The following is a 19,767-nucleotide window of genomic DNA, read 5'->3' on the forward strand; positions in this document are numbered from 1 at the left end:
TGCGGTTTGGCTGATGTTTTTGCATTGTTCGTAATAGTTTAAAGCTTTGTTTCTTAAGTCCGCAGAGTATGCCATGGTTAGACCTTAAAAGTTGAGTATTGTACTATTTTATTTTTAATTGACTATAGGATTCCTAATTTTTGTTTCATTTCATCAGAAGCTTTCTCTCTCTCTTCATTAGATAAATGACCTTCATCCAATTTCTTCAAACTATCCTGCTGCATTGCCTGCCAAGCGGACTTCAACAGATTGAATGCAGGTAGGCGGAAACTTTCGCCGTAATCGCCTCGAAAAAACGGCAGCAGGTTGTAGATAGCAGAAATCTGCAAAGCGACCGCTCCGTCCCGTTTGCTGAAGGTATCAAAATCGGCTGTATCCGGCTTTTTGCTGTATTCTTCGGATCGCTCTGTTGTTTTCTCTACAACTTCCACTCCGTCTTTTGAGCTGCTTTTCTGCGTGGTTTTACTGACGGTTTTTATTTCCGGCAAATGTACTCCGCTGACCCATTCTGATAGTTTTTGAAATTCTTTCAGGTTAATGTCTTTGCGCTGGTTCTCGATTTGCTGTCTATTGTTTTCGTCGCGGAAATGCCAGATGACAAAAGCGACAGGGGCGGAAACAATCAGAATAATAAGATTCCAAGCACCGGGGGGAATACTCTGATTCTTTTCAATAACAAACTCATGAATAGTCCATAAAATAAATGCCGATGTGGCCCCCGCAAACAAAACTATTACCGCATTTCTTTTCTCATACAACCAAGTCTTGTTTTTACTGATTGTTTCTGTGATTTTCTTCCAGATATTCCATTTCACCATTTTTCACTCCCTTTATTGAATTTCAAGCCGTATCGCGCTTGGAGACAGCACGGATTTTATAGTATTGACTGAAAGCAAAAAAGAAAAAGGTCGTCTGAAACCAAGCTTTCGGTTTCAGACGACCTCTTGCCGTGTCAGCAACTTTGTTCCTTCCCCCGTCCGGCGGGGGAAGGTTAGGATGGGGGTGGCTTCGTGGCTTTAGGCAAAATCAAATTGTGCAGCCCGTAGAGCCACCCTCTCCCCAGCCCTCTCCCGCCGGACGGGAGAGGGGGCAGGTTGCGCGTAGAGACATAGATTTCTGTCGCACTACCGTCATTCCCGCGCAGGCGGGAATCTACTTTTAAATCTCGGCAACTGTTTTTTCAAACATCAGTTTCTTAGAATTTCTGATGGATTCCCGCCTGCGCGGGAATGACGGCGGCGGGGTGTTTGACGTATTGTGTTCATAAGAAAAGGTCGTCTGAAACCCTCAAAAATCAGGTTTTCAGACGACCTTTTATCTTGGCTTCAGCTTTTATTTCTTCAATTCCGCCAAAATCTCGTCAACGGTTTTCTTCGCGTCGCCGAAGCACATTACGCTGTTTTCATTGAAGAACAGCGGGTTTTGTACGCCTGCGTAGCCGGTATTCATCGAGCGTTTGAAGACGACGACTTCTTTTGCCTTCCACACTTCCAATACGGGCATGCCGGCAATCGGGCTGTTCGGGTCGGTTTGGGCGGCGGGGTTGACGGTGTCGTTCGCGCCGATAACCAGCACTACATCGGTTTCGGGGAAGTCGTCGTTGATTTCGTCCATTTCCAACACGATGTCGTAGGGGACTTTGGCTTCGGCGAGCAGTACGTTCATATGACCGGGCAGGCGGCCGGCGACGGGGTGGATACCGAAGCGTACTTCGGCGCCGTTTTTACGCAAAAGCTCGGTGATTTCGGCAACGGGGTATTGTGCTTGCGCCACTGCCATGCCGTAGCCCGGTGTGATGATAACGCTGCTGGCGTTGCGCAGCATTTCGGCAACTTCGGCGGGTTTGGCTTCGCGGTATTCGCCGATTTCTTGGCTGCCTGAGGCTGCGGCGGAACCGTCGGTACCGAAGCCGCCTGCGATGACGGAGATGAAGGAGCGGTTCATGGCTTTACACATGATGTAGGACAGAATCGCGCCGCTGGAGCCGACGAGTGCGCCGGTAACGATGAGCAGGTCGTTGGAGAGCATGAAGCCTGCCGCTGCTGCCGCCCAGCCGGAGTAGGAGTTCAGCATGGACACGACCACGGGCATATCCGCGCCGCCGATGGAGGCGACCAAGTGCCAGCCGAATGCGAGGGCGATCAGGGTCATCAGGATGAGGATGAAGCCGCTGCCGTCAACGGATACGAACACCAGCATCAGGATAAAGGATAAAACCAATGCGGCGAGGTTGAGCTTGTGTTTGGCGGGCAGTTGTAGCGGCGCGCTGCTGATTTTGCCGTTGAGCTTGCCGAATGCGACCAGCGAGCCGGTAAAGGTTACGGCGCCAATGAAGATGCCCAAATAGACTTCGACCAGATGGATGGTGTGCATATCGTGCGAAACGTTGCCCGGCTCGATGTAGCTGTTGAAGCCGACCAAAACGGCTGCCAAGCCGACGAAGCTGTGCAGAAGTGCAATCAGCTCGGGCATTTCGGTCATTTCTACTTTTTTGGCTTTGTAGATGCCGATGGCGGCGCCAATCAGCATAGCGATGATGATCCAGCCCAGTCCGTGGGTGTTTTCGGAAAACACGGTAACGAACAAGGCGACCGTCATCCCGGCGACGCCGGAATAACAGCCCTGCTTGGCGGTTTCCTGCTTGGACAGCCCCGCCAGCGAAAAGATGAACAGTATCGCGGCTACGATGTACGCCGCTGTAACGAGTCCTGAAGACATGGTGATTCTCCAATTATTTGTGAAAGTAACTGTGTTTTTTAATCGGGTCGTCTGAAAACTGAATTTCGGGTTTTCAGACGACCCTGATGCTTAGTGTTTTTCAAAGACGACTATGACAAATTCCCTCCGCACCAGATTGCCGCTTTTGCTGACCGCCCAATCGCGGCTTCGCTGTTCCCGAATACAGCGCAACGGCAGGTTTTCCGACAGGGCGCGGATGTCGGCGGCATCGTAGAGCGCGAAGCCGTGCGCGGCAAACGGCAGTTTCGCCATAAAGTCTTTTTCGCAGAAATTCAGGCATAGCCGCCCGCCGGATTTAAGCACGCGGCTCAGTTCTGAAAGTACGCTTGGTGCGTCGTCCCAAAAATAGACGGTATTGACGGAAACGATTTTGTCGAAGCTTTCATCGGCAAAAGGTAGTGCGCCGCCGTCGTACAGCCGGTAATCCGCCAGCCCTGCTTCGAGAAACGGAGCATTGAATGCCTGCGCCTGTGCGTGCATCAACGGGGAAATTTCCAAGCCTGTGTAATGCAGGTTTTCTGCCTGCGACAAAATGTAGCCGAGCAGCCCGCCGTTGCCGCAACCCGTTTCTAGGATGCGGTCTCCGTTTTGCAGTTGCACCGCTTCAAACGAACCGAGAATCTGTGTCAGGTTGCGCAGGTTCATCATCTGCCCGAACGCTTTTCCTGCTTCGTCATGCGGGCAGCGCAGTTGGGCGGCGGTTTGTTCGGTGGACAGGTTCATAGGGTTCTCCGACTATCGGGGCGGTTGATTCAACGTCGTCTGAAAATCCGGAATGAGGGTTTTCAGACGACCTCTGTATCGGGTTGCCTATTCGCCGCCGAATTGTGCCAAAAATTCTTCTTCGGTCAGCTTGGGCGTGTCGTTTGCCAGTTCGTAATACGGGGCTTTGGCGTCGATGTAAATCTGCTCTTCCAATTTGAAATCGGCGTTGTCGGCAAACAGTCCGGCGAAGACGAAATAGCTGTCGTTTGGCAGGAAATGGTAGAACAGGTGTGTACCGCAGTTTTTGCAGAACGTGCGTTCCGCCCATTCGGACGAATGATAGCGGGCGATGTTCGCTTCACCGTCGATTTTCGGCGGCTTGGCGGCAATCAGCGAAAACGTCGCGCCGCTGCCCCAAGTGCGGCACATGCCGCAATGGCAGGCGTGGACGTGTTTGTCGTGTTCCACTTCTAAAGATACGTCGCCGCACAGGCATTTTGCTTTCATGGTCGAACTCCTTATATTTGAAAGCTGACTTCTAGGTCGTCTGAAACGGTGTTGCCAAAACTTACGTCGCTCGTTTTAGCGAAACTCGCTGAGCTCGTTTTCAGACGACCCCGCTGTCAGACAGCGGCTACAAACAGCCCGATGGTGCAGACAAATCCGCCCGTCCACATTGCCGAACGCAGGCTCGGTTTATCTTTCAGATAGCTGAAAATATAAGCGATGCGGAAGGCGATGAACGATACTGCCAAAAGGTTGATGGTCGCTTGTGCGGCGTTGCCTGTGGCGTGTGCCACCAAAACAGCGGCGGCAAACGGGGCGAATACTTCAAAACCGTTTTGCTGTGCGGCATTGGCGCGCGCCGACAAGCCTTGCGTACGGGCGAGGAAATCGCGCGGATTTCGGTTGTCCGACGGCTGAAAACCGCCCTGCGCTTTGGCGATGAAGGAACAAAACAGTGGCAGCAGCGATGCGATCAGGATGCACCAATAGGCTAAAGTCATGCTTTATCCTTTCCTAAACATATTCAACATCCGGCGCGTTACGAAGAAGCCGCCGAAGATGTTGATGCTGGCAATCAGGATGGCAATGAAGGCAAGCAGGGTAACGAAGCCGTTGCCTTGGCTGATTTGCAGCAGCGCGCCGACGACGATGATGCCGGAAATGGCGTTGGTCACGGACATCAGCGGGGTATGCAGCGAGTGGCTGACGTTCCACACAACGTAGTAGCCGATGACGCACGCGAGGACGAACACGATAAAGTGGTTCAAGAATGCGGCAGGTGCAACCGCGCCAACCCACAGTACCAACACGGCGGCGATGACGGCGGGCGTGAGTTTTTTCCACAGGGGAACGGGTTTCGGTTCGGGCTTGGCGGCAGGCGCGGCTTTTTCAGACGACGTTTGCTGCGGCTGGGCGGAAACTTGAATCGGCGGAGGCGGGAAGGTGATTTCGCCGTCGCGGGTAACGGTCATGTTGCGGATAATCACGTCTTCGAAGTCCAACGTGATTTCGCCGTCTTTGTTCGGGCTTAACAGCTTGGTCAGATTCACCAAGTTGGTGGCGTAAAGCTGGGAAGACTGTCCGGCAAGGCGGTTTGCCATGTCGGTGTAGCCGATGATTTTCACGCCGTTGTCGGTTACGAACAATTCGCCCGGTTTGGTGAGTTCGCAGTTGCCGCCCGTCGCCGCCGCCAAATCGACGATGACGGAGCCAGGTTTCATGCTTTCGACCATTTCTTTGGTAATCAGTTTGGGCGCGGGTTTGCCCGGAATGGCGGCGGTAGTGATGATGATGTCCACTTCTTTCGCCTGCTCGGCAAAAAGTTTCATCTCGGCGGCGATAAATTCGTCGCTCATTACTTTGGCGTAGCCGTCGCCGCTGCCGCCCGATTCTTGCGGGAAGTCGAGTTTCAGGAACTTACCGCCCATCGATTCGATTTGTTCCGCCACTTCCAAGCGGGTATCGAACGCGCGCACCACTGCGCCGAGCGAGTTTGCCGTACCGATCGCCGCCAAACCTGCCACACCTGCACCAATCACCAAAACCTGCGCGGGCGGCACTTTGCCGGCGGCAGTGATTTGACCGGTGAAGAAACGGCCAAAGGCGTTGGCGGCTTCAATCACAGCGCGGTAGCCGCTGATGTTTGCCATCGAAGACAAAGCGTCCAAAGCCTGTGCGCGGGAAATGCGGGGAACCATGTCCATCGCCAGCGCGTTGACTTTCTTGGCACGCAAGGCTTCGACCAAAGCCTCGTTTTGGCGCGGCCACAAGAAGCTGACGATGGTTTGCCCTTCTTTGAGCAGCGGCAGCTCGCCTTCGGACGGCGCATTGACTTTGTAAAGCAAAGGGCATGCCCAAACCGTTGCTTTGTCGGCAACGGTCGCGCCTGCTGCTTGATAAGCCGCATCATCCAAACTTGCCGCCAAACCTGCGCCGCTTTCGACAACGGTTTCAAAGCCCAGTTTGCTCAACAGGGCAACGGTGGCAGGCGTACAGGCGACGCGGGTTTCGCCGGATAATGACTCGCGTGGGATACCGATTTTCATCTCTGAATCCTTTTTTAGGTTGTCTGTATATAAATGTTAATATATTCCATATAATCCCCTTATAGCGAATTTTCAGTGGACTGGCAATAGGCAAGCCGACAATTCGGCATTTCCTTCCTGTATTGCCTTACAAATACTGTCGTCTGCGTTTAAAATCATTTCCCAAACATACGGCTTGAGCGCCGTAACATTCTCCGTTGTTTCACTATATAATCCGCATTTTTTGAGCCACCGCCATGCCGCACGCCCTCGTCCTCCAATTTCCCTCCGCCGAAGCTCTACCTTCCGCCCTCCTCTCCCGCCTGCCCGAGCCTGATTACGCCGATGAAAAGCGTATGCGTTTTATCGTTGAAGAAGGGTTTTCTTTAAGCGGGGCAGACGCAGTGTTACTGGACAGCCGTCAAATCGACCACGCCGTGTTGCCCGATCTGGCGTTTGGCGAACTCGGGCTGATTGTCAGCGATATGGATTCGACGCTGATTACCATTGAATGCGTCGATGAAATTGCGGCGGGTGTCGGCTTGAAAGACCGCGTGGCGGAAATTACCGAACGCTCGATGCGCGGCGAATTGGATTTCGAGCAGTCTTTGCGCAGCCGCGTCGCCCTGTTGGCGGGATTGGACGAACGGGTTTTGGCGGAAGTTTATGAAAACGTTTTGCGGCTCTCACCCGGCGCGGAATTTTTGTTGGACGAATGCAAGGCACACGGCGTGAAATTCATGCTGGTGTCGGGCGGGTTCACGTTTTTCACCGAAAGGCTGCAACAACGCCTCGGCTTCGAATACCAACACGCCAATGTTTTGGAAATTGAAAACGGCAAGCTGACAGGTCGTCTGAAAGGCAGAATCATCGACGCACAGGCAAAGGCGGATTTATTGCGCGAATACCGCGACCGCCTCGGATTGCAGCCGCATAAGGTTTTGGCGATGGGCGACGGTGCAAACGATATTCCGATGCTCAAAGAAGCGGGCGTAGGCGTGGCTTACCGCGCCAAACCGAAAGCGCAGGCATTCGCCGATGCCTGCATCAATTTCGGTGGGCTGGGACGCGTCAGGGGTTGGTTTAAATAAACCGCCTGTATCGGTTGTTAGGAGTTTCCCAGTAAAACAAAGGTCGTCTGAAAAATTTTCAGACGACCTTTTTGCTGTTTGAAATATCGTAATGACTGCGAACGGAATACCAAAGAAACGCGGTAACAACACGCCAAAACGAAGCATCCACCCCGCTCCTAAACACGACCTTCTTCATTCCCCGTAACAACCTTATCCTTTCTTCCTGACAGACTGGAAGCAGGCAATTAATCAACACAGTTATTACCGTTCTTAAAATAATTTGGCTATGCACTGAAAATATTGACTTAAATTAAACAAAATCGTTTTCTTATTCACAAACTATCTGACATTCTTTATACTACCAAAGTAGTAATTAACTACAACCTATGAACTAAACCAATAAAAGGAGACCTAAGAATGAAACACCAGCTACTCCTTCTGCCGCTTGCCGTAGCTGTATCCCAAGCTTGGGCAGATACAGACCCCGTTCCCGAAGAGACTGTTACCCTTTCTCCTGTCACCGTCACCGGCACACAACAACAAAAAGCCAATAGCGTTACTTTCAACCCCAAAGCTGCTTTGCAACCCCTCCCTGCCGGAGACGGGGCAGACCTTTTACAGTCTGTCCCCAACATGAGCATCATCCGCAAAGGCGGAAGCTCGGGCGATCCGTTGTTCCGCGGTTTGGGCGGTTCGCGCCTGTCGATTAACGCCGATGACCAGTTTATTTACGGCGGTTGTGGTATGCGTATGGACCCGCCGACCGCCTACATCCACCCGAACTCTTTCGACAAAGTCGTCGTGACCAAAGGCCCTCAAACCGTAACCCAAGGCATGGGTTTGGTCAGCGGCTCGGTGCAATTCATCCGCAAAGACCCTGATTTCAGCGAAAAACCCTACAACATCAACTCCTCCCTGACCGCGGGCAGCAACGACCGCCGCGATGGCTCGCTTGAAGCTGAGTTCGGCGGCAAATACGCCTACGTCCGCAGCAATATTTCCCATAACGAAGCCGACGACTACAAAGACGGCTCAGGCAAAAGCGTCCACTCCCATTTCAAACGCGACAGCCAAATGCTGCAACTGGGCATCACCCCAACCGAAAACACCACTATCGCAGGCACATACGAACGCAGCAGAGCCAAGGTCGCCTACGCCGACCGCATGATGGACGGCAGCAAATTCGACCGCGACGCATGGAACGTCCGCTTTACCCAACGCAACCTCACCCCTTGGCTCAGCGAACTCGAATTGCGCTACGGTGAAAGCGAAATCGACCACGTTATGGACACATACAGCCTGCGCACCATCCGCAATCCCGCAGGCAAACAGATTAAAAACGCCAACAACCCCAAACGCAACACCGACACAGGTCGTCTGAAAGCCACCTTCGATTGGAATAATCTCAACCTGCAAACCGGCGTCGATTATATGGACGACGTACACGTCGCCCGTATGGAACGCGGCGGCGACGGTTACAGCCACAAGCCTTTTATGCCCAACCAAAGTTTCAAACAATGGGGCGTTTTCACCGAAGCCGCTTGGCAGCAAACTGACAAACAACGTTGGGTAGCAGGCTTGCGCCACGACCGTGTCAAAGCGGATTATGATTCCGCAGACGTAACCGATCCCGCCTTGAAACATCAGAAATTCAACTTGAATTCCGGTTTCTTACGTTGGGAACATGATACGGATAACGGCTTGAAATACTACGCCGGATTCGGTATCGCCGAACGCTCGCCCGACTACTGGGAACGTCTGCGCGCCAAAAAGAAAATCATCCATCCCGAACAAAACCGCCAAATCGATGCGGGCATCATCTGGAAACGTCCTAACCTCCATGCCTCCGTGTCCGTATTCGGCAGCGATGTCAAAAACTTCATCATACTCGAACGCCAAGGCACGGATTTAGGTGTACGCAACGTTAAAGCCTCGCGTTTCGGCGGCGAAGCCGAAGTCAAATGGACGTTTGCGCCCAACTGGGAAATCGGCAGCAGCCTCGCCTACACCCACGGCAAAAACCGCACTGACGGCAAACCTTTGGCGCAAACCCCGCCGCTCGAGTGGAACAACACCCTCGCCTTTGACAACGGCAAATACAGCGCAGGCGCGTTATGGCGCGTCGTGGCGAAACAAAACCGTTACAGCAAAGGTCAAGGCAATATCGTCGGTCAGGACATCGGCGCCTCTTCCGGCTTCGGCGTACTCTCGCTCAATGCCGGCTGGAAATTCAGCAAATACGCCACCTTGCAGGCCGGTATAGACAACGTGTTCAACAAAACCTATGCCGAATTCGTCAGCAAAGGCGGCGACCCTTCAGCAGGCACGCAAACCTTGCGCGTCAACGAACCCGGCCGTACCGCTTGGTTGAGGCTGCAAGCGAAATTCTGATGTTGAGTTGAAAAAGTGAAAGGTCGTCTGAAAACCCGATTGTGAGTTTTCAGACGACCTTTTTGATGATGGTTTTAAAGTGAAGCCGTTTACGAAATACGATGTTTTGATGATTCAAATCATACGGAGCAGTTGAAATATCGTACCAAGATGAAAGCTTGAACCCAAGCCCCTGTATTTTTACCCGCCACCACCCGGCAAATTTATAAAGGAACGAATCGGAAACCCTGTTCGTCAACCTCCAGTATGGAAGCGTAATCATTTTTCCAATCGCCCAATACAATGCGGGTGAAGCCGTCTTCCTGATGGATATGTTCACGATGGGTGTGACCGTGAATCAAGAGCGGGGTATGATACTGATGCACAATATCTGCGGTGAATTGCGGCTGAACGTCCATGATTTCCGCCGATTTATATTGTTTGCCCTGTTTGCTGGTTCGGCGTATTTTACGGGCGATTTTCAGGCGCAGGGCGAGCGGCAGGCTGAGGAACAGACGTTGCAGCCATTTTTGGTGAACAATCTTTCTGAACTTCTGATAACGCGCATCATCGATACACAAAGTATCTCCGTGGCAAATCAAGGCGGAACTGCCGTATAAATCGACCACCGCATATTCGGGCAGCAACTTCATACCGGATTGCGCTGCAAATTGCTTTCCGATCAAAAAATCCCGATTGCCGTGTACGAAGAAACATTCAACCCCGCGCTGCACGACGGATTGAATCGCTTGCGCGACAGTGTGGGTCAATTCGGATTGCTCGTCGTCGCCTATCCAAAAATCAAACAAATCCCCCAAAATATAAACCGAACGCGCCTGCGGTGCTTTTTCACGCATAAAGCGCAAAAACAATTTGGTCAATTCGGGATGGGATTCGCTCAGGTGCAAATCGGAAATAAAGTAAATCGGCATGGCGGGCAACAGGTGTGAAATCCTTGCCATTATAGGTTTTCAGACGACCTTTGTATATCGGTAGCCCAAGTATGCGGCATGGTTCCACCCATTGCCGAGACTGCGCTCAATTGCTCTTTTTATCCGACATTCAGGCAGGCAATGATTTGAAACCTGCCCCATTCAGCCGCATTGGACGATTTTTTGATAACTGTCTTCCTGATGCACATCGCTGACGGGAACGACATAAAACAACTCGTTGCTGCGGACAAAACGGTTGACCAAATCCCTATCGATATCAAATACATGATGGCGCAAGCCGTTCAAGCCGCGGAATATCATGGTTTTCCAGTCCGCATACCCGTTGGCGTTGGGGCGGATATCGTTCATCGCGTCCAGCGCCAGCAGCTTGCGGTTCTGCTCTTCTTTGTTCAAAGGCAGGGAATACACGGAATGGAAATGGAACGGCTGACCGAACATCGGCGGCAGGCTCAACATCGAGCCGGACTTGCCGATCGGAAAATCGTCGCTCAAGAAATGCAGCGTATGTAAAAACAGCGAACCTTTCCGATAATCCAATTGTTTCAGCGCTTCAACCGCAGCAATTGTCGTATATTGATGGTCTTTGTGTGCATCAATATTCGGAGACGGGCTGACAATGATGTCGGGCTGGAAGGTTTCAATAATATACGCCAGATTATTGACCAGACCGCGCCAATTCGAGCCGCCGTTCAAGCCTTTAGACAAAGGCGAAGTATTGGCACGGCGGAACAGATTGACATCCGCCGTATCCAGTTTGGTCGACTTCACATCCGCATCTGGATTCTGCTTCATGACTTGCAATGTGCTGTCAAAATAGCCGAGCTGCAAAATGTTTTCAGACGACACACCCGCCAAAAGCGGCACGGTCAGGCTGTTCCATACGCGCATCCTGCCCTTTTGCAGATACTGCGCCTGCATTTGCTCGGGATTGCGTGCATACAGATTGTTGTAATGGAAGCTGCCGCCCTCCCCTGCGGTAATCGTAACCACCAACGTATCGGCAGCATGTTTTTCATATAATCCGTAAGCCGCCAATTCCGCATCATCCGCATGGGGCGCCAAGACCAGAATTTTTTTACCGCTCAAACACTCGCGCGGATAAACCGACAATTCAACTTCCTGATCAGGCAGGGACACGCGGTTGCCGCTTAATGTCATTTTTCTGCTGCCGTCGTCGAAGGTATCGGTCAAATTGAGATAGCGTGCGCCGTTGCCGCCATGTTCGACATACGCCCGCCATTCCCCGCGGTTGGTTTTGACGCCGATCCAAGGCATTACCAATCTGCCCAGCCAACCTGATTTCACATTGATTCTGGCGATTACCGTATCATTCGCGCCGATGGTGTCGGGCAAGATCAGTTCGCCCTCACGCAAACTGACTGTCGCCGACTTGGGCAATTGACCGTATTCGTAATCGCGGCTGACATCGTAAGCAAACCGTTTTCTGCGAATTGATGCCACGATAAAGGCAGCAATTACAAGCAGGCAAAGTATCATGCAAAACAATACTAGCAATAACATTTTATTCCCCTGTGATTATTTCCCTTATCTTATTATCTAAAAATGCGCCCGTCTTAACTTTCTAACAAACGGTCATTTTTAAAACCAAACGTCATTTTAAATAGTAATTTACAATTTGAAATCATACAGTTTTCAATTGCACGCCCCTTCCGTTCGTAAGCAGACGCCCCTATCCAAGTTTCCAATTCCGCACCGTCCTTCCCGATAAGATAGGAAGATGACGCAACAAGCTGTCGCGACAATGCAAAGGTCGTCTGAGACCATCTATGCCATCACCTCATCCTGTTTCTCGCCATATTTGAAACAAAAAAGCACGCGCCAACCTTTCAGACGACCTTCCCTATTCTTGGATTTCAATAGAGCGCAAAAAACAAACCGACCGCTGTATCTCGCGGTCGGTTTCTCATTTTTTCATTATAAAACGTCGTCTGAAACCGTTTTCAGACGACGTTTTGTCTTACCACATCAATATTGAAGGCTCCGGCGTCACCTGATAACCATCCTTGCGCAACTTCTCAATCAAGCCGTGTTCAGACATCAGGTGCATGATACCCACAGCAAACACCGTTTTCTTTTTAGCAGATATCTCTTTGATTTTCGGCAGCCAAATTTGATTGCGCTTAATCAGCAAATCGCTGCGCTCCCAAGACAAAACGGGAATAGCATCAGGATACTTTTGAGCAAATTCCTGCTCCAATTCAGCTTCTGCCAAAGGTAATCCTGCAAAATTTCCCTTCTCGTAGAGGTCAAAGAGGTGTTTGATTTCCTGATCATTATACTCGTTCACTGTCATCAACATTTTGATCATCAACTTTTCCGGCTGGCTGGCAAACATTTGAGAGATATCTGTCACATCCTCTAAAGCGAGGCGTTTTTTGCCGGACTCTTGTGCCGCTTTCGACAACAAAATATCCACACCGGTATGGTTGCTGTATCCAGGCGGATGCAGACTTAAAGAAAATATGGACACCGCCCAAGGATGCATGTAGTCGATGTACAGTGCTATCTCAGCCAACTCCGGATTTTTCATAAAATCTTGTTGCAACCGTTCAAAATTCTTATCACCCAACTTGGATCTCAAAGAATCCTGACTATAACTATTCCGAATAAGCTCTTGATGTTTCTGTACCTCTGCATCATTGAGTTCCGGCAGCGTATCGACTTCGGTGACCAACTGTTCGGCTGATGCCAGCAGATTCTTTGCATCTTTAGACAAGGTGGCATTAGGCTTGCCGATATGAATAGTACCGACCAAATAAGAATCCGGCTGCCCCGATTTACTAATTTTCCAAACATTACTGGTTAATTTAGGAGTATCCAAATTCAATTCAGGACGGATAACAATAGTAGCCGCCTTTTTTGAGTCTGAGACAGGTACATCCGCAACTTTACATGCAGACAACGGCACAATCGCCAAACAAACAGCCAACAGAGACAATAATTTATTCATCTTTTCCTCTTCATCATTATGAAATGTGGTAACAGTATAGTGTATAGAGGGTTAAGTTTAAAATAGACCGGTATGTTAAATAAAATACCCGATTTTATTACCAGATTTGAAAACTATTTTGCCCCTTACCTATCAAACTACCCTAATAAACAAAATGGCTCCTTTGCACATCCCGAGCGACACCGGCTATTGAGCCGACAATAAGGAAAAGGTCGTCTGAAACCGCCCGACTGATGATACAATTTCGCCTGAATATCCACTTCGGAACACGGTCATGAGTCTCTACTCCATCGTCCACATCATCCACCTCTTTTGCGCCATCGCCTTTGTCGGCGGCGTATTTTTCGAAATGCTGGTCTTGTCCGTCATGCAGACCGGCCGCGTCTCGCGCGAATCGCGCCGCGAAGTCGAACGCGCCATGTCCTACCGCGCCGTCCGCGTTATGCCGCCCGTCGTCATTACGCTTTTCATCAGCGGCATCGTCATGGTATTCAACCGCTACCTGCCTTTTTTGAGCCAACCCTTCGCCACCTCATTCGGTACGCTCCTCACCCTCAAAATCCTGTTGGCAGTCAGCGTCCTCGTCCATTTCGCCATCGCCGTCGTCAAAATGGCACGGCGCACCCTGACCGTCGGCTGGTCCAAATACATCCACGCCGTCGTGTTTTCCCATATGCTGTTTATCGTATTTTTCGCCAAAGCCATGTTCTACCTGTCTTGGTAAGCGGTTTTCAGACGACCTCTTACCATCAGAGGTCGTCTGAAAACAAAGAACAAATACAAAATAACACGCTAAAAATAGCGGCATTTGAAAGCAAAAAATCCGCATAACCCGCAAAACCAATATGCCCGAGTCAGCTGTCCTATCCCCTCTTCCTCATCAGCTGGGGCAGATTATTCAAAATTAAAAAGGTAAAGAGGTTCATATATAGTGGATTAACAAAAATCAGGACAAGGCGACGAAGCCGCAGACAGTACAAATAGTACGGCAAGGCGAGGCAACGCCGTACTGGTTTAAATTTAATCCACTATAAAACCGATCTATTTCTTGCTTCCTAAGCCTGAGGAAATTTGTTTCTTTGAGCAAGAATACGAAAAAAATGTTGCATCACTAAAATCCATTCATAAGAAATGGTCGTCTGAATTTTTTCAGACGACCTTTTCTATGGATAAGCAGCAAACCGACTCTGCTATTTTGTTGGGCTTACCTGCCTTTTATTAAAAGGCGTCATCATCATGCACGATGACCTTATTGACATAAACCGGCTGCACCGGCGTTTCTTCATGCAAGGTAGGCGACTCTGTCTGTGGCACAGATGTTTCGGTAGTCATTGGTATTGCTGGCAGCATATTGTGCGCAGAATGAGTTTCTTCGCGCTGTATGTCTACTTGCGGCACCAAAGGCTCATGCTCTAACGATGGAGACTCCTGTTTACCGGCTTCAGGCTTCACTTCGGATACGGAAGTGGCTTTTACCGGCTGACTTTCCGATGACAAAGCCACAGGAGCCACAGGCTCAGATACGGACGAATGCTCCTCTACATCAACCGCTTTTGTCAAAGCTTCCTCGACTACCGGAGCTTGCGTAGTTGACGTAGTTTCTGTTGTTACCCGTGTTTCTACTGTTACAGACGCGTCCGTTTGGGCTGGTGTTTCTACGGTTTCAGAAATTTCTGTCTTGGTTGGTAGCGTTTCTACCGTTTCAAGTGGTTCAAATCGAGTTGGTGCTTCTACCGTTTCATGCGTTTCCGCTTTGGCTGACACTTCTACCGTTTCAGTTATTTCTGCTTTGGCTGGCACTTCTACCGTTTCAGATACCTCTGCTTTCGCCGACGTATCAATTTCCTTGTTTTCTAAGGTCTTTTTCTCGATTGGCGCAGTTGTATTTGATACTTCCGGTGTCGCCGAGCCAGCATTTGTGCGATCAGATTTCTCGGTATCTGTCTGTTTGGCATCCTCAGTTTTCACACTTTCTTTAACAAGGTCGTCTGAATTTGACTTGTCTTCAGACTTTTTACCGTCTTCCGATTGATTAGTCTGTGTAACTTCAGGATAAGGAATCGGCTCTTCTGACTCGCCTGCCGTTTCTTCCGGTTTGTCCTGTTCTGCCTTAGTTTGTTGGGATTCCGTAGCTTTTAATTTCGCATTGTCTTGTTTAGACTCAGGCTTCCCTCCTGTCGAACCTGATTTCTGCTGATTAAGCGGATACTCTCGAATAACGACTTCGGCAGGCGGGGTTTCGGTATGCGGCACATGGCAGCTCTCGCCCATTTTGATGAAATCAATGCCTGAAATCAAAAAATTGGTGTTTTCCAGATTGCCTCTTAATCCGACATAGATTGGTGTGTTTTCAGGCGTATTTTTTCTGACGCTGATGATTTCCGCTGCGGCTTCATAGCCGTTTCCGCTACCGGGAAGCAAAGTGTAATTGTTTTTCAAATCACAACTTCGAATCCGGACATAATTGTTTTGAGTGACCAACATGCCTTCCAGCTCTTTGGCAAAGGCGGTTTGAGCGGTTGCTGAAAGCAACACGCCGCAAGTAAGGAAAATGTGTTTAACCATATTTTATTTCTTAATTTTCAAAGTAATCTATTCACACCAAAGAAAGCTTATGTCCGGCTGCGTTTAACGGAAACCGTCCCCTCAGGCATAAAATAAGTGTCTATCACTACCGCACCCACGTTTTCTATTTCGCATTCCAGCTGATAACACAAGACCATGATATTGTCTTTGGATTCAGTGAGGTGGATATCCAAATTCCTTAATCTTGGCTCGTATTTCAACAAGGTTTTTCTCATAAAATACCGCAAGTCATGCGCGCTGGACGGCAGGTTTTTATAAACCATGCTAAGATCGGGAATCCCATAATCCGGCAGATGTTTCAAGGAACCACTTCTGCTGTTAAGAATGCGTTGGATATTGTCCAAAACACTGCGAACCAACTGGAAGCTGCCCGGCAGGTCATCTATCGGCAAACCGTCGGAATAAAATCCGGTCAGTTTCTCATAGAGTGCGGCATCCATTATTTGACTTTCTTGACCGTCTCTTGAAGCAGGACTTTGTTATCCACCAATTCGATAACGACCGGTTTGTTATTGGTCAGCTGCTTTTTGGTAATCAACATTTTCCAAGTCTGCTCTTCCCCTACTTTGTTGTAGAAGGCAACAACGCCGACATATTTGGTGTCTTTATTCAGGGTTTCATCAAAGCTGATGGTCTCCCCCGGTCGGATGGTATATTGCTTGTAACCTTCCGCCAGATCGTTGCTTAAGATGGTTTTGTCTTGATTGAGCAAATCACGATATGAGGCAACTTCATAATTTTGCTTGTCTTTCAATTGATACACTCGGACGACTGTCGACAACGACTGCCCGCGCTCGTTTTGATTCAAACCGTTTCGTGCAATCAGGTCGATTTTCAAAATCTTGAGTTTGGTATAAAAAACACTTTTCGTTGCTTCAACCGTTCCATCTTTCATGCCTTGCCAAATCCCGCATCCTGAAAGCATGGCGCATAAAAGGGCTAATGAGCAGACTGACGTAATTCTGGTTTTTTTATTCATGATTTTCCGTTTTCTTGAAGTTAGTTTGAGTAAGTATAGTTCGCTATTTTTATTTGTTTGTCTTGGTGCATCGCACCTAAACCGGTATTAATCCCCAATATTTGTTTTTTTTCCAAACGGCTTTTGGGTATCCATTGTTTTTTAATATTCAGGTAAACACTCGCATCAAAACGACGACCCAAATAGAGTTTTAATAATTCGAGCAATTTTTGGTGCAATTGCTGCTTTGGCAACAGAAGCTGCGCGTTGTCAAATGTATCAGGCGTAATTTCAATACGCACCAAATGACTGTAATCTTTTATCCGCCCGCCCAAAGATGCACTTCCTCCGTCTAACCGCAAACCGGCTTTCCCCAGTTTGCGGTCCTTTTCCAAAATGACCCACTGCGGCTGGAACTCTTTTACGTTCACATCGGCAAAGGGGAGTAGATATCTGACTATGCTGACAATCCCTTCTTTGGTTCGGGTTCGCTGGTAAAAAATACTGAACAATCCCAAAATCCTGCTATCGAGCAAGGGATGCATGAATTTCCCGTTTACCATGCCTTGCCCGATTAGGTGCAGAAGTGAACGCGATAGGTCATCTTGCCCCTCCCGCTGAAACAGAAACGGATAACGGTATTTTTTCCATGCTTGGAAAAACAGGGTTGTGATTCGGTGGTTAAAGATATCTAAAAATGCCGCCAGGCTTTCACTGCCGTCTTTATGCGTCGCAATATCGTTCAGGAAGTAATCCGGCAAAACTGCATCGACGCCGTATAAACCTAAAAATGTCGTCCTGACGGTCGGCAAATCGGCTTCTGCGTCATATTCAACCGATGCGATTTCCCCCGAAGGGAAAGATAAAGATTTTACCCTTCTAAATCTGACGGTTGACTCGACAGCCTTTTCTTCATTTCCTTCGGCAAGGGTTTCCAGAACCCGACAAAATTGGAAGAAATTCATCGTTGCCGCATTGCGTACAATAAACTCCCCCAATTTCTCTTGGAAGATTTCAGACGACCCGCTTTCGCGCTGCGCTTTATTTCTAGGAATCTCCCATAAAGGAAGCGTCTGCCTGCCGTTATTTTCTTTAGCGCTTTTGTGCGCCGTTTCTAAAACCGTGTGATAGTTGTTTTGCTGTCTTTCCATGTATATGTTTTCCCGGATGGCAGAGAAACAATGCTGAACCGGGTAAACAGGTTCAAATCAGCATACATTGCAAAAAATTCGTTCAATAATTCCCCGAACAAATAAATTTCCGCCTCACCGCTAAATGCGGTTGAATCAAATGTTACGGTAATATGAATTCCGCGATGGACTGCGCCACGCTCGATTCTCTGTACTGTTTCATGTTTGACATCAACAATACCATTCAGTCTGCGCTTGTTCAGCTCGTCTTCAGTCCAGTCGTAAATGGACAATGCCCCTTTCAAACTGTCGACATTCAATAATGATAAATAGTTGGGTGACAAATGGGACAATATTCGCCATTGGAATCTATCCTCTGTCGGCGGATAGCAAGATAAAGTTGGCGTGGTAAGGTTTCTGACCATTTTGACATTTGGTTCGGCGATATCGTCGTCTTGAATCTGGGTTTCCCTCAGACTTTTACGTGGCAAAGCACCATTTGTCCCGACCACCTTCAATGAAAGCGTCTCGGTAGGCAATATGTCTTTTCTATCCCACAACAATCCGCCAAGCATGATAAATGTTTCATGTCTTCCTGATACGCCTTGTTTGACTTTGGTATGGAAATACCTTTCTGGCGCATCATATTTCATCAATCCGCCACGATGCTGGAATGAGGAAAAAGGAATATAGGGATAACGCTTACCTGTTTCATGATTAACCGCCTCTACCTCTTCGACGGAATAAACTTCAACAGCCATACCTTCATGTAACAGCGGCTTCACCTGATATTCGAACGCCTTATGATCCACTCGAATAGGCTCTGCTTCCATATCAAACAGATTGATGGCAGGCACGCAGTTCAATTTCAAACAGTCAGGAGGGAATCGAAGCTCGGAAGGGTATTGCTTAGAAAGAACCACATTCACGCTAAACTCATTAATCCGTTCCGACCACGCTCCGGCATCGATGCCCACTAAATCAATAAAGAAAAACTTCTGTTTGAAACAAAAATATTCCAGCAATAGTTGGTAGCCGCTGAAGCTGTTATTGACTTTCTCCCACAACCTTTCATCTTCAGCAAATCCGACTGCCTTAAACTGTATATTGCCGGCAGATGGCAATTCGGCATGATGCAGGCTGATTCGCGCTGTCTGATTCAACAAAGCATGACGCAATGCGAAGGCAATCGGTTCGTCGGCGGAAATATAAATCCTGATTTTGGAAAAATCTAAATTTTCTTTCTGTATTTGCCGGTGGATACCAAAAGTTAATTTGATGACGCTTTGACCATTCGCATCATAATCCAACAATGTATGCAATATGCTCAAAGGCTGGAGCGCAACATCAGCAGTGGTTCGATACAAGCACCTGGTCAATCTATCGTTGATATTGATAGGTTCGGACTGAACAGACAATCCTTTTTTGACGACTTGCCCTCCTTGCAACTTTTTATTATCCGGAATCAATTCCAAAACAGTCAGGGAAGGAATCATCCTCAGATAATGCGGCCACAGCATATGGACCAACCCCTCCGTCAATTCCGGAAAGTCATCATCTAATTTTTGTCTGATTCTCCCTGTCAAAAAAGCAAAGCCTTCAAACAGTCTTTCTACATAAGGATCGCGCGTACCTACCCTGTCTAAATTCAGCATTGCGGCACGATCAGGGTGGGCTTTTGAAAACTCTAATCCCGCCTCTTTGAGATACCGCATCTCTTCTTCATAATAGCGTAATGTGGGATCTGACAT

General features: G+C 49.0%; 17 protein-coding genes. 3 read left to right on the plus strand and 14 right to left on the minus strand.

The annotated features are described in order from the left end of the window. Positions 1-122: 122 nt before the first annotated feature. From AAG834_RS07655 to AAG834_RS07680, 6 genes are all read right to left on the minus strand, one after another. A complete protein-coding gene (locus tag AAG834_RS07655) occupies positions 123-818 on the minus strand; it encodes a hypothetical protein (RefSeq protein WP_342031769.1) in 696 nt (231 codons plus the stop codon). A 514-nt stretch (positions 819-1,332) separates the two neighbouring features. Then, a complete protein-coding gene (pntB, locus tag AAG834_RS07660) occupies positions 1,333-2,718 on the minus strand; it encodes a Re/Si-specific NAD(P)(+) transhydrogenase subunit beta (protein WP_342031770.1) in 1,386 nt (461 codons plus the stop codon). Between the two features lie 90 nt (positions 2,719-2,808). Next, entirely contained in the window at positions 2,809-3,462 is a 654-nt protein-coding gene (locus AAG834_RS07665) for a class I SAM-dependent methyltransferase (protein ID WP_342031771.1), read from the minus strand. An 87-nt stretch (positions 3,463-3,549) separates the two neighbouring features. Continuing rightward, on the minus strand, positions 3,550-3,951 hold the full coding sequence (locus AAG834_RS07670) for a GFA family protein (RefSeq protein ID WP_107814337.1): 402 nt from the start codon (positions 3,949-3,951) through the stop codon (positions 3,550-3,552). A gap of 116 nt (positions 3,952-4,067) precedes the next feature. Beyond that, the gene (locus AAG834_RS07675; RefSeq protein WP_003744140.1) at positions 4,068-4,451 is read right to left on the minus strand and encodes an MAPEG family protein; all 384 of its coding nucleotides are present in this window, start codon (positions 4,449-4,451) and stop codon (positions 4,068-4,070) included. A 3-nt stretch (positions 4,452-4,454) separates the two neighbouring features. Continuing rightward, positions 4,455-5,996: a Re/Si-specific NAD(P)(+) transhydrogenase subunit alpha gene (locus tag AAG834_RS07680; RefSeq protein ID WP_342031772.1), complete on the minus strand. Its 1,542-nt coding sequence runs from the start codon at positions 5,994-5,996 to the stop codon at positions 4,455-4,457. A 236-nt stretch (positions 5,997-6,232) separates the two neighbouring features. On the opposite strand from AAG834_RS07680, the gene serB reads away from it, so the two are divergent. Then, a complete protein-coding gene (serB, locus tag AAG834_RS07685; protein ID WP_342031773.1) occupies positions 6,233-7,066 on the plus strand; it encodes a phosphoserine phosphatase SerB in 834 nt (277 codons plus the stop codon). Between the two features lie 399 nt (positions 7,067-7,465). After that, the gene (locus AAG834_RS07690; protein WP_342031774.1) at positions 7,466-9,439 is read left to right on the plus strand and encodes a TonB-dependent copper receptor; all 1,974 of its coding nucleotides are present in this window, start codon (positions 7,466-7,468) and stop codon (positions 9,437-9,439) included. A gap of 203 nt (positions 9,440-9,642) precedes the next feature. Here AAG834_RS07690 and lpxH read toward each other — a convergent pair whose 3' ends face one another. From lpxH to AAG834_RS07705, 3 genes are all read right to left on the minus strand, one after another. Next, positions 9,643-10,350, minus strand: coding sequence for a UDP-2,3-diacylglucosamine diphosphatase (gene lpxH / locus AAG834_RS07695; protein ID WP_446740453.1), 708 nt, complete (start codon positions 10,348-10,350; stop codon positions 9,643-9,645). Between the two features lie 162 nt (positions 10,351-10,512). Next, positions 10,513-11,892: a PIG-L deacetylase family protein gene (locus tag AAG834_RS07700; RefSeq protein WP_342031776.1), complete on the minus strand. Its 1,380-nt coding sequence runs from the start codon at positions 11,890-11,892 to the stop codon at positions 10,513-10,515. A gap of 457 nt (positions 11,893-12,349) precedes the next feature. Further along, positions 12,350-13,342 carry a TraB/GumN family protein gene (locus tag AAG834_RS07705; protein WP_342031777.1) on the minus strand — a complete coding sequence of 331 codons (993 nt, stop codon included), beginning with the start codon at positions 13,340-13,342 and terminating at the stop codon, positions 12,350-12,352. Between the two features lie 274 nt (positions 13,343-13,616). Here AAG834_RS07705 and AAG834_RS07710 point away from each other — a divergent pair, with 274 nt between their 5' ends. Then, entirely contained in the window at positions 13,617-14,066 is a 450-nt protein-coding gene (locus tag AAG834_RS07710; RefSeq protein ID WP_342031778.1) for a CopD family copper resistance protein, read from the plus strand. A gap of 494 nt (positions 14,067-14,560) precedes the next feature. Here AAG834_RS07710 and AAG834_RS07715 read toward each other — a convergent pair whose 3' ends face one another. Genes AAG834_RS07715 through tssF form a run of 5 tightly spaced genes read right to left on the minus strand, consistent with a single transcriptional unit; the run spans position 14,561 to position 19,767 of the window. Beyond that, on the minus strand, positions 14,561-15,907 hold the full coding sequence (locus AAG834_RS07715) for a hypothetical protein (protein WP_342031779.1): 1,347 nt from the start codon (positions 15,905-15,907) through the stop codon (positions 14,561-14,563). Positions 15,908-15,954: 47 nt separating this feature from the next. Beyond that, on the minus strand, positions 15,955-16,368 hold the full coding sequence (gene tssE, locus AAG834_RS07720) for a type VI secretion system baseplate subunit TssE (protein WP_003758401.1): 414 nt from the start codon (positions 16,366-16,368) through the stop codon (positions 15,955-15,957). Continuing rightward, the gene (gene tssJ, locus AAG834_RS07725; protein ID WP_070497194.1) at positions 16,368-16,907 is read right to left on the minus strand and encodes a type VI secretion system lipoprotein TssJ; all 540 of its coding nucleotides are present in this window, start codon (positions 16,905-16,907) and stop codon (positions 16,368-16,370) included. Before tssJ ends, tssE begins: the two co-directional genes overlap by 1 nt. A gap of 20 nt (positions 16,908-16,927) precedes the next feature. Further along, the gene (tssG, locus tag AAG834_RS07730; protein WP_070497192.1) at positions 16,928-18,037 is read right to left on the minus strand and encodes a type VI secretion system baseplate subunit TssG; all 1,110 of its coding nucleotides are present in this window, start codon (positions 18,035-18,037) and stop codon (positions 16,928-16,930) included. After that, positions 18,001-19,767 carry a type VI secretion system baseplate subunit TssF gene (gene tssF, locus AAG834_RS07735; protein WP_003758395.1) on the minus strand — a complete coding sequence of 589 codons (1,767 nt, stop codon included), beginning with the start codon at positions 19,765-19,767 and terminating at the stop codon, positions 18,001-18,003. The genes tssG and tssF overlap by 37 nt, the downstream gene beginning before the upstream one ends.

Origin of the sequence: Neisseria sp. Marseille-Q2251 (assembly GCF_940793045.1) — a bacterium.
Lineage (GTDB): Bacteria > Pseudomonadota > Gammaproteobacteria > Burkholderiales > Neisseriaceae > Neisseria.